At 46.7% G+C, this 9,908-nt stretch carries 9 protein-coding genes; 3 read left to right on the plus strand and 6 right to left on the minus strand.

The annotated features are described in order from the left end of the window. Positions 1-17: 17 nt before the first annotated feature. A complete protein-coding gene (gene catC, locus R7O12_RS09895) occupies positions 18-677 on the minus strand; it encodes a type C chloramphenicol O-acetyltransferase (RefSeq protein WP_318125789.1) in 660 nt (219 codons plus the stop codon). A gap of 88 nt (positions 678-765) precedes the next feature. On the opposite strand from catC, the gene R7O12_RS09900 reads away from it, so the two are divergent. Continuing rightward, positions 766-1,677: a LysR family transcriptional regulator gene (locus R7O12_RS09900; protein ID WP_169628480.1), complete on the plus strand. Its 912-nt coding sequence runs from the start codon at positions 766-768 to the stop codon at positions 1,675-1,677. A 208-nt stretch (positions 1,678-1,885) separates the two neighbouring features. Here the strand turns inward: R7O12_RS09900 and R7O12_RS09905 are convergent, their stop codons facing one another. From R7O12_RS09905 to murQ, 3 genes are all read right to left on the minus strand, one after another. Further along, positions 1,886-2,941 (minus strand): porin, encoded by a 1,056-nt coding sequence (locus tag R7O12_RS09905; RefSeq protein WP_213907524.1) that lies wholly within the window; start codon positions 2,939-2,941, stop codon positions 1,886-1,888. A 148-nt stretch (positions 2,942-3,089) separates the two neighbouring features. Next, entirely contained in the window at positions 3,090-4,544 is a 1,455-nt protein-coding gene (gene murP / locus R7O12_RS09910) for a PTS N-acetylmuramic acid transporter subunit IIBC (protein ID WP_062730872.1), read from the minus strand. A gap of 28 nt (positions 4,545-4,572) precedes the next feature. Beyond that, positions 4,573-5,475: an N-acetylmuramic acid 6-phosphate etherase gene (murQ, locus tag R7O12_RS09915; RefSeq protein WP_318125790.1), complete on the minus strand. Its 903-nt coding sequence runs from the start codon at positions 5,473-5,475 to the stop codon at positions 4,573-4,575. A gap of 242 nt (positions 5,476-5,717) precedes the next feature. On the opposite strand from murQ, the gene R7O12_RS09920 reads away from it, so the two are divergent. After that, a complete protein-coding gene (locus R7O12_RS09920; protein ID WP_021707579.1) occupies positions 5,718-6,569 on the plus strand; it encodes an SIS domain-containing protein in 852 nt (283 codons plus the stop codon). Between the two features lie 19 nt (positions 6,570-6,588). On the opposite strand, the gene mpaA is transcribed toward R7O12_RS09920, so the two are convergent. Further along, positions 6,589-7,299: a murein tripeptide amidase MpaA gene (gene mpaA, locus R7O12_RS09925; protein ID WP_318125791.1), complete on the minus strand. Its 711-nt coding sequence runs from the start codon at positions 7,297-7,299 to the stop codon at positions 6,589-6,591. A gap of 141 nt (positions 7,300-7,440) precedes the next feature. Here mpaA and R7O12_RS09930 point away from each other — a divergent pair, with 141 nt between their 5' ends. Next, positions 7,441-9,066 (plus strand): ABC transporter substrate-binding protein, encoded by a 1,626-nt coding sequence (locus tag R7O12_RS09930; protein WP_062730875.1) that lies wholly within the window; start codon positions 7,441-7,443, stop codon positions 9,064-9,066. A 63-nt stretch (positions 9,067-9,129) separates the two neighbouring features. On the opposite strand, the gene R7O12_RS09935 is transcribed toward R7O12_RS09930, so the two are convergent. Continuing rightward, complete coding sequence (locus tag R7O12_RS09935) at positions 9,130-9,714, minus strand: flavodoxin family protein (RefSeq protein WP_017821885.1); 585 nt, start codon at positions 9,712-9,714, stop codon at positions 9,130-9,132. Positions 9,715-9,908: the final 194 nt, after the last annotated feature.

Genomic DNA, 9,908 nt, shown 5'->3' on the forward strand with positions numbered 1-9,908 from the left:
TGTGTGGGCTTTTTTATCTACAAATCGACAATGTGCTCTTGATAGTAGTCCGCAAGCGCACCCACTTGGCTGCTACACATTACTTTCATTGCTTGTTTAATGTGTTCTATTGGCCAGTTCCACCATTGGATATTGAGTAGAGTTTCAATCTCTTTATCGCTGAATCGTTGACGTACGACTTGGTTGTTTCCAACCACCACAGAATAAGGTTGCACGTCTTTCGTCACTACGGCGCGTGCTCCGACGACGGCTCCATCGCCGATGTTTACTCCGGGCATGATCATCGCCTCACTGCCAATCCAAACATCATTTCCCACCGCTGTGTCTCCGGCACGCTCGAAACCGTCTTGTACGCCTTCTCCAAATTCTTCAGGAGAGAAGGGGAAGGTCGAAATCCAGTCAATGCGATGACCTTGGTTTCCTGCCATCATGAAGGTGGCTCCAGAAGCGATGGAACAAAACTTGCCAATGATTAATTTGTCGATGCTATCGGGTTCTCTACTTTGCCATTCTTGAAGTGTGACGGGGTCACCCAACAAGTAGCGTACCGCTTGCTCTTCGAAGCTTTTTTGATGATAGAAGCCCGAGTAATAGCTGTAATCGCCAACGATGATATTGGTATTAGTGATGTGATCTTTAATGACTTGACCTTTTAACCACGTGTCGAAAACACTCATAACTCATCCTTTCAAATTTAGGTTGTACAGAGTTTAGAGGCTTTCTATTATTTCCAGTAGTTTGATTTTAGAGATTCAGAATTACTGTATGGAAATAAAATGGCTCAGCTACGTACCACTTTACGTCGCTTTGTGCGAGGAGCGAAGTATTGCTGGCGCAGCAAAGCGCCTGAATTGTTCGAATGCGCATGTAAGTCGGCAACTTAAACAGCTTGAAGACATATTGTCGGTGCAGCTTATTCAGCGAACTACGCGCCAGTTTAATTTGACCTACGATGGTTTGCGGTTTTATCAGCAGGTAAAGCAACTGCTCGAAGGCGCTGAGCAGATCAATGAGCAAGTCATGGCAAACGAGATCGTATCGGGAAAATTGAGAATAGCGGCGTCTGCTTCTTTCGGAGCCGCGTTACTCAGCCAAACATTGATCGAGTTTCGATTGCAACATCCACAAGTGAGCGTCGAAGTGATCTTCACAGAGACACCTCTCGACTTGATTGAGGCTGGGTTTGATATCGCATTCTACTTTACCGATACTCCTCCAGAGGGATACGTCGGCCATCAGCTACGCACTTTACACTGTAAACCGATCGCTCATCGCTCGTATTTAGCTGATAAACCAAATGTAAGTACGCCAGAGGAGCTTGGTGACTTAGAGCACATCCTTTATAAAAGTCGCGACTTGGTGTTAGATAAGTGGACGTTTACGCATAAGCAAACTCAACAGCAGTGCAGCATTGAGTTAGAAAGTACGCTGAGTTTTAATCTTGTCCAGTCCATGTTGGATGCTACTTTGGCTGGCTGTGGTGTAGCCATGTTAGATGAATTTGCACTGGCTAAACTCGACCCTGCACAAAAAGAAAAACTCGTGAGTTTGCTGCCAGAATGGCAAACGGATGCGATTTTGCCGCTTTATCTGCTTTACCCAAAACGTGAGCACTTACCAAGAAGAACGCGAGCGTTCATCGAACACTTTAGGAACATATATTCTGTCGGCGAATAGCGACAACAAACTTAGCAACAATTGAGGAAGCAAAGGAATGCGAAAACACTGTCACCAGTTTTCCTGATGCAGGCGTGTTGGTCAAAACAGGTAACGAAGAAAACATATTACGAGGGTGAGCTTCTTCAAATCAGCATTAAAGGCAATAACTACTGACCGGACACAGAAGAAGCTCATGGATTCAGCTAACTTACATTAAGTATCGTGCTTACAGCTCGTAACGCAGACCTAAGTGGTAGTAGCTTTCGTCTGCGTGCGCACCGCCAAACGAGACTTCTTGTCCATTGCTGTAGCCACGCGAGCCGTTACGATCAACGTAGTTTGTGTAGATAGAAGAACGAGGCGTCAGTTTGTATTGCACTTCTAGCGTTGTATCTTTCAGCTCTAGCTCGTCACCATCACTGTTTTCTAAAGAACGATAACCAGCACGCAGTGCCCATTTGTCATTTACACTGTAAACCGCCGTCAATTCCATCACTTTGTCGGTGCTGGTTTGTGAGTAATAGCCCTCTAGTTCATCTTCCGAGTACAACGCACCCAACATCAAATCACCTAGGTAGTAACGCGTACCTGCGCCCCAGAATGTGTAATCGGTGTCGTTGCTTTCACGTGCATCACCTTTATTTTTCTGCATCGCCACCACTGGCGCCAAGGTACCCAAATTCCCCATGTCTAGCGTATAACGCAGTGCAGCGTTGTAACCGTAGTCGAGCTCAGAAGTGTTGTTTCCTAAAATGTACGCGACAGAAAAGTCGAAATTACCTAGGCTGTTTTGATATTGCAGCGTGCCATCTTGACGGAAAACTTGCGTCGCGGTTTTGTCGACTTTATTCGCTTGGCGCGCCATAGAAACATCGGAAGAGGCGAACACATCACCAATGTCGGTAAACATAATCAATCCAGATGCCACGCGACCACCAGTAATACGACCATAATCTTTCGCATCAATACCCGCCCATACATAACGTGCAGTCAGAGATGGTTTGTCGTTTACTTGGTTTGCGTATTCAGCTGCACCCACTTGGTATTGCGCTTGGCCGATGATCGACGCGTACTCGTTGATGGTTTGTGAACCGTTTAAACCAATACGGCCATCAAACTCGCCATTTGCATCGCCGTGCTCGTCATTTTTACTGGTGACATTGAAACCAAGACGAGAGTAAATATTTAAAACTGACCCATCTTCCGCTTGATACAGCTGCGCTGCCATTGCGTTTGATGCCATCAATGTAGGGAGAAGTAGAGCCAAAATGTGCTTTTTCATGATTAACGACCTTTCATTTCTATTGTTTTAGGTACGACAAAGCCTCTTCCGAGTAACGGAATAAGAAAAATTGTCGTGAAGTAGAGAGAGGGTGCGCCCTTGTTTGCCAAGGGCGCGAGCTAGTCCATTCCTATAGGGGAAGAATGATTTAGCTTAAATCGACGTCTTTGCAGCCAAAGAAGTAAGTCGCGAGGAAGCCGACGATGTAAGAGATAAGCAGTCCGGCAACAAACACCATCATGCCCGGGAAGATGCCATTTTCAGATGTCATGAGAGGAATCGCCACGATACCGGACGGGCCAAACACCGTATTAAGACCAACTGGTAAGCCAAGGTAAGAAACTAAACCGATAAAGAAGCCGCCCGCAGCACCACCAATACAAGCGGTAACGAATGGTTTTACGCGTGGTAATGTCACGCCGTAAATCAATGGTTCGCCAATGCCTAGAAGACCCGGAATAATAGCGCCTTTAACTTGGGTGCGCAGTAGAGCGTCTTTTTTGGCTTTGAAATACAGCGCCATTGACGCGCCAACCTGACCGCCACCTGCCATCGCCAGGATAGGGAATAGCGAGTTAAAGCCCTGTGCTTCCATCAATGCGAAGTACACTGGAACAAAACCCTGGTGGATGCCAAATACCACAGAAATTAAGAACAAACCTGCCAAGATTGCAGCGCCTAATGGGTTATCGTTCAAGTTGAGGAACAACCAAGACATCCCTTTAAACAGCTCGCCGCCGATCGGCATGATGATCAAGAAGGTTACCGCACCCATGATCAATAGAGTGATAACGGACGTTAAGATCATGTCCAGATCATCTGGCATGTATTGACGAACCTTACGCTCGACTTGTGCACCGATGATCGCTGCTAAAAGTACGCCGATAATGTTGCCGCGCGGATCAATCGCAAAGCCGAAAAACTCGTTCATGCCAGAGTAAATGCCGGATGTAGCCTCTGGGTTGTAACCCAGCACAAACAAAGAGGCGAGAATGGCACCATTAACACCAGAGCCGCCAAACGCTTGCTGCGCGTTGTAACCAATCAGAATACTTAAGAAAGCAAACAGACCCTTACCAAAGACTTTCATGTAGGCGATCAAATCCAACATAAACTGGCTTGGTGTCTGGTCAAGAACAAACATCTGCTCCAATAACGTCGCAAAACCTAGCAACAAACCAGCGGCAATAAAGCCTGGGATCAACGGCGTAAAGATAGTGGCAAACTTGCTTAAAAAACGCTGAACCGCACTGGTTTGCTTACTCTTCATCTGTTTTTTCTGCTCGGCTGCGACGGCAGAAAGATCTTGTTGCGGCATATCTGCTTCTTCACTGTCACCAGAGGTTAAGCTGTCGATCAATTGATTCATCATCTCAGCCGCTTGTTGAGCTTTTCCGGGACCGAGAATGATCTGAAACTGCTCATCGCTTTCCACCACACCCATTACGCCGGGAATTTGCTTGATAACTGATTGATCAGCCAAGCCATTGTTGGCGAGCGATAAACGCAAACGCGTCATACAGTTACCACATTTGCTTACGTTGTTACTGCCACCCACTGCGGACAGCAACTGCGATACTGTGTTTGAAGTTATTTTTGCCATAGGGTCTATCCTTCAGAACTCGGATTATTTAGTTATTATTTAGTGCTGCGCGAATAAAGCCGTTGTGCGCGGCGAGGCGTGATTTGGCTTGTTCGGCATCCAAATCGGCCAAAATCATTAAGATGGCGGTTTTGCAGTGGCGACCGCAGGCCTTTAATGCTCGCTCTGCTTCTTCTTTTGATGCGCCGGTTGCTTCCACAACAATGTTGGTTTGGCGTTGGATGAGCTTGGCGTTAGTGGCTTCTACATCCACCATTAAGTTGCCAAATACCTTACCGCTACGAATCATTGCGCCTGTCGTGAGCATGTTTAGCACCAGTTTTTGTGCGGTGCCGGCTTTCATGCGAGAAGATCCAGTGACAACCTCTGCGCCAACTATCGGCAGAATCGCGATGTCGGCCGCTTCTGCCATGGCACATTCTGGATTACAAGCGATAGATGCGGTCGTGGCTCCGATGGATTTAGCGTACTCCAAACCACCTAGTACATAAGGTGTACGGCCACTCGCTGCAATGCCTACAACCACGTCATGCTTGGTGAGGTGAAGTGCTTTTAAGTCGTCTTGACCCATTTTCGCGTTGTCTTCTGCGTTTTCTACCGCTTTTAAAATCGCTTGATGTCCACCAGCAATTAAGCCAATCACCATATCTGGATGCGTGCCGTAGGTAGGAGGACACTCGCTCGCATCAAGAATTCCTAAGCGGCCTGATGTGCCTGCTCCCATGTAAATTAAACGGCCACCATTGGCGAACGCTGCAGTAATTGCATCAACCGTCTTTGCAATTTGTGGTAGCACTGCTTTGACCGCGAGCGCGACTTTTTGATCCTCTTCATTAATGACTTGCAGCATCTCGATGGTCGAAAGCGTATCAATCTCTGCACTGACTGGATTACGGCTTTCTGTCACCAATCGGCTTAAATCAATTTTCATGTTTTACACTCTTCGTAATGTTCAATCTGAGGGCGATTCTATGGAATAAAATATTCTGTTTTGGTGATAAAAATCACACTTGAGGTTATTCTTTGTGCAGGAGAAATTTGGAATAATGAGAGAAAATATATGTCTATTACATCCGATATAAACTGGCTTGGTTAGAATAATCATGGAGTTAAATCAAACTCCAATTATTTTTGTTTTGGAATAAATTATTTAAATTTTTTGAGGTTTTTGTTGTGTCAGTTGTCAATAAGATAGTCGCGAGGCGTACTCAGCTTTCGCAAAGTGGTCGTTTGGTCGGCGATTGGATTGTTGAAAACGCAGAAAAGGCGGCGCTGCTCACTAGCCAAGAACTTGCGGCGCAAGTAAAAGTGAGTCAATCGAGCATTGTGAAATTTACTCAGCGTATTGGCTTTAAAGGCTACAGCGAGTTTAAGTTAGCTCTGAATGAAGAGATTGGCCGTAAGCATGCGATGCAGTCGACACCGTTGCACAGTGATATTTTGGCAGATGATCCCATCGCGGTTATTTCACAGAAACTGGTGAAAGCAAAAACAGATGCTATGTTTCAAACCACCAATGCGCTGTCTTATGAAGCGTGTCACCAAGCGGTGAAATGGTTGAGCGAAGCGCGTCGAGTGCAAGTGGTCGGGATTGGGGGCTCAGCCCTGACCGCGAAGGATTTAAGCTTTAAACTGCTTAAACTCGGTATTACGGCGCTTTCCGAACAAGACAGCCACGTGCAGATTGCTGTTGCTCGTACCCTCTCTTCAGAAGATGTGCAGATTGCGATTTCGTATTCGGGCGAACGCAAAGAAATTCTCGTCGCGGCAGAAGCGGCAAAAGAGCAGGGCGCGAAGGTGATTGCGTTATCTGCTCCTGGGAGAAGTCGCTTGCGCGGTATTGCCGATATTACGTTTGATACGATTGCCAATGAAACGGAACATCGCAGCTCATCCATTGCTTCGCGTACCGCGCAAAACGTGATCACCGATTTGCTGTTTATCATCTTGGTTCAGCAAAGAGACGACAGTGCCCGTCAGTTGATCAGCGATATCAGTACCGACATCAAACAGATCCTCACATGATCGCTTAACCAACAGCGGACTAGAGATCCGGATCGTGCCTCAGCAAAGCAATAAAAGCAGAGAGATGTTTTTCAATGGTGAGATCGGCAGAAATCGCGGGTAATTCCAACGTGATGCAAGGTAAATCACGTTCACTACACCAAGTGCCGAATGAGCCGGGTGTTTCGTAGTCGACATCGTCAACGATTGGCAGTTGGAACTGCTCGCCGAGCCATTTGGCAAGGTCGGAATGTTTGGGATCATCCACAAAAGCAAGCGGTTCATGAAACGACACCACAAACTTTGGCTTGCGCAGTTCAATCAAGTTAATTAATGCGCTAACTTCAGACTCTAGTTGGTTTTTAGTGCCAGTTTTCACCTGTACGTCTCGAACGGGTGTGTGAGAGCTCCATCTATACACTGTGCCATGCTCAGTCCAATTTGGGGTTGGAAACGCGCGATTGAGGTCCACTTGGTTTGCGTTTGCGCGTGTGCCTAGCTGGTTGCCGTCAGGATTCATTGACAGAATCACATCATGTCGTAAGTTATCAGCAGGCAAGCTTCTTAGCGCGCAGGACAAACCTGCAATCGAGGCCGTCTCGTCCCCGTGAGTGCCTGCCAAAATCAAACCTCGCGAAGCACTTTCGACTTGAGCCGGAAAATACAGTAATGGCGCACCAAGCACGGATTGACCGTATGATGTTGGCCGAATTAAAAATGCCGCTCTTTCCGTTCTTGGAATTAGACTCACCGTAATCTCCTGATTGATGAAGTAGTATCAATATCTAAGCTAATTACACCTAGCTAAACTGAACCGTTTAAACTCGTCAACGGTTGAAATGTTAATTGTGGCACTTGCTTCACAAGACGCGTTAGGAGAACGAAAAAAGATATGGATTTTAAAAAACATTCAACGGCGTTGCTGATTTCCTCTTTATTCACCCCTTTTCTTGCTACATCAGTTGCTGCGGAGACCTTACCTAAAGGTATTCAACTTGCCGCAGAACAGCATTTAGTACGTGCGAATGACGCAGAGGCGGCGACGCTTGACCCAGCGAAAGCCGAAGGTCTGCCAGAAATGCATGTGATTCGTGACTTATTTGAAGGGCTTGTGATTCAAGATCGTGACGGAAACATCATTCCCGGTGTGGCAGAATCATGGGAAACCAAGGACAACCAAACCTTTACTTTTCACTTGCGCAAAGACGCGAAATGGTCGAATGGCGAGCCTGTGACGGCGGATGATTTTGTCTATTCACTGCGCCGAGCGGTGGACCCGAAGACCGCTTCTCCAAATGTTTGGTATCTCAAACTCACCAAGATCAAAAACATCGCCGATGTAGCAGAGGGCAAAAAGCCTTTGGACGATCTCGGTATCAAGGCAGTGGATAAATACACCCTACGTTTTGAGTTGGACAGTCAAGTGCCGTACTTTGTTGCTATGACTGGGCACACGTCCATGATGCCAGTGCATCAAGCGACAGTGGAAAACCGCGACAAGCCGTGGAGCGATCCAGACCAATTTGTTAGCAACGGTGCATTCACATTGGATAAGTGGGTCGTGAATGAACGCATTGAACTGGTTAAGAGTCCAAGTTACTGGGACAGCGCAGATACGCATCTAAACAGAGTGACTTACATTCCGTTTGAAAACCAAAACGCGTCTATCAATCGCTTTGCGGCAGGAGAGCTGGATATCACGTCAGATGTGCCGACTCATATGGCGCAGAAGCTTAAACAAGATTACAAGCAGGCTTACACGGTGGTGCCATTATTGTGTACGTATTACTACGCGTTCAATACCACTCGTCCGCCATTTGATGATGTGCGAGTGCGTCAAGCGGTGTCGTACTCCATCATGCGCGATGTGATTACGAATGGTGTCACGCAAGTGGGCAACCTTCCTGCTTATACTTTTGCGCATCAGTACACCGCAGGGTTTGATGCGACGCCGCCTGAATACAGTAAGTGGAGTCAGCAACAACGTGACGAGAAAGCGCGTCAGTTGTTAAAAGAAGCGGGTTACAGCCAAGACAAGCCGCTCGATTTTAAATTGCTGTACAACACCAGTGAGGCAAACAAATCGATCGCGGTTGCGATAGCGTCGATGCTACAAAAAAATCTCGGTGCACACGTGGAGTTAGAAAACCAAGAGTGGAAGTCATACTTAGTGGCGCGTAAACAAGGCAATTTCGATGTGATGCGCGCTTCCTGGTGTGGTGATTACAATGAAGCGTCTACTTTCCTGAGCTTACTTCGCTCAGGTTCCTCGGGTAACTTTGCACGTTACAGCAGTGAAGCGTACGACAACGCGATGAACAGTGCATTGGCCGCAACCAATGAGAAAGCGCGCCAAGGTTTCTATGATCAAGCCGAGCAATTGTTGGCGGCGGATATGCCAATCGCACCGATTTACTACTACATGCAAGCGCGTTTGGTTCGTCCTACGGTTGGCGGTTTTGCCAAGAACAACGTAGAAGGTCGTATCTACTCGAAAGACCTCTACATCAAGAAGTAGCGCTCAAAACAAGCGATAAATATGAAGCCCCGAAGATGTATCTTACGGGGCTTCTTTTTATTGTTAGCGAGTGGAGAGCTTGTTCACGAGCATAGCGACTCGTTTGCCAAGATACTCCGCTGTTGCAACATCAGAAGCATGCAACTGACCACCTTCACCACCTTGTGCAACAATACCACCTTGTACACCATAACGATTCAGGTTTTGCTCCCCAGAATTGCTGATCTTATCCAACCCGACCCACATCATGCCGTGTTGGTTAGCGAGCGTTTGTAGATATTGTAATGTGCAAGATTGGTCGCCATTCATTGCCCCACCACTGGTAAAGCCAGCCGCGATTTTGCTCGCCCATTTTTGGTAATACCAAGATTCACTGCTTGCATCTGCAAATGCTTTAAACTGCGCTGCTACACCGCCCATATAGGTCGGTGAGCCAAAGATAATCGCATCACACTCAGCAAGTTCATCCATTAGTTTAGGGTTCACAAAACGTCCCTCAATAATCTCACTGCCTTCAATTCGGTGAGAGAGGATTTCACATTCATCTTGCTGCTTAATGCCTTGTTGTTCAACACCTGCGGCAATCGCGCGAGCAAGCTGACCAGTAACGTCGGTTTTAGAGAAATAAATAATCGCAATTTTGGACACAATGGTTCCTTTTTTCATTGTTGATTTTTAATCGTGCGACTAAGGCTAAAACCTCAAGATAAGTTGAGGTCAAGAAGAGATTTGAGATAGATAAAGTACGAATTGGTATCTAAAGAGGGCTTTGTTGCGTAATTCGGACAGAAAACCAAGTCGTCCGAAATTGAATAATTATCAAACAATATACTGAGTTTCAG

Source organism: Vibrio sp. Vb1574, assembly GCF_033338675.1.

Bases quoted from the DNA above. Each gene is read 5' to 3' on its own strand.
- catC (WP_318125789.1), bottom strand. From the start codon at position 677: ATGAGTGTTTTCGACACGTGGTTAAAAGGTCAAGTCATTAAAGATCAC.
- R7O12_RS09900 (WP_169628480.1), top strand. From the start codon at position 766: ATGGAAATAAAATGGCTCAGCTACGTACCACTTTACGTCGCTTTGTGC.
- murQ (WP_318125790.1), bottom strand. From the start codon at position 5,475: ATGAAAATTGATTTAAGCCGATTGGTGACAGAAAGCCGTAATCCAGTC.
- R7O12_RS09905 (WP_213907524.1), bottom strand. From the start codon at position 2,941: ATGAAAAAGCACATTTTGGCTCTACTTCTCCCTACATTGATGGCATCA.
- murP (WP_062730872.1), bottom strand. From the start codon at position 4,544: ATGGCAAAAATAACTTCAAACACAGTATCGCAGTTGCTGTCCGCAGTG.
- R7O12_RS09930 (WP_062730875.1), top strand. From the start codon at position 7,441: ATGGATTTTAAAAAACATTCAACGGCGTTGCTGATTTCCTCTTTATTC.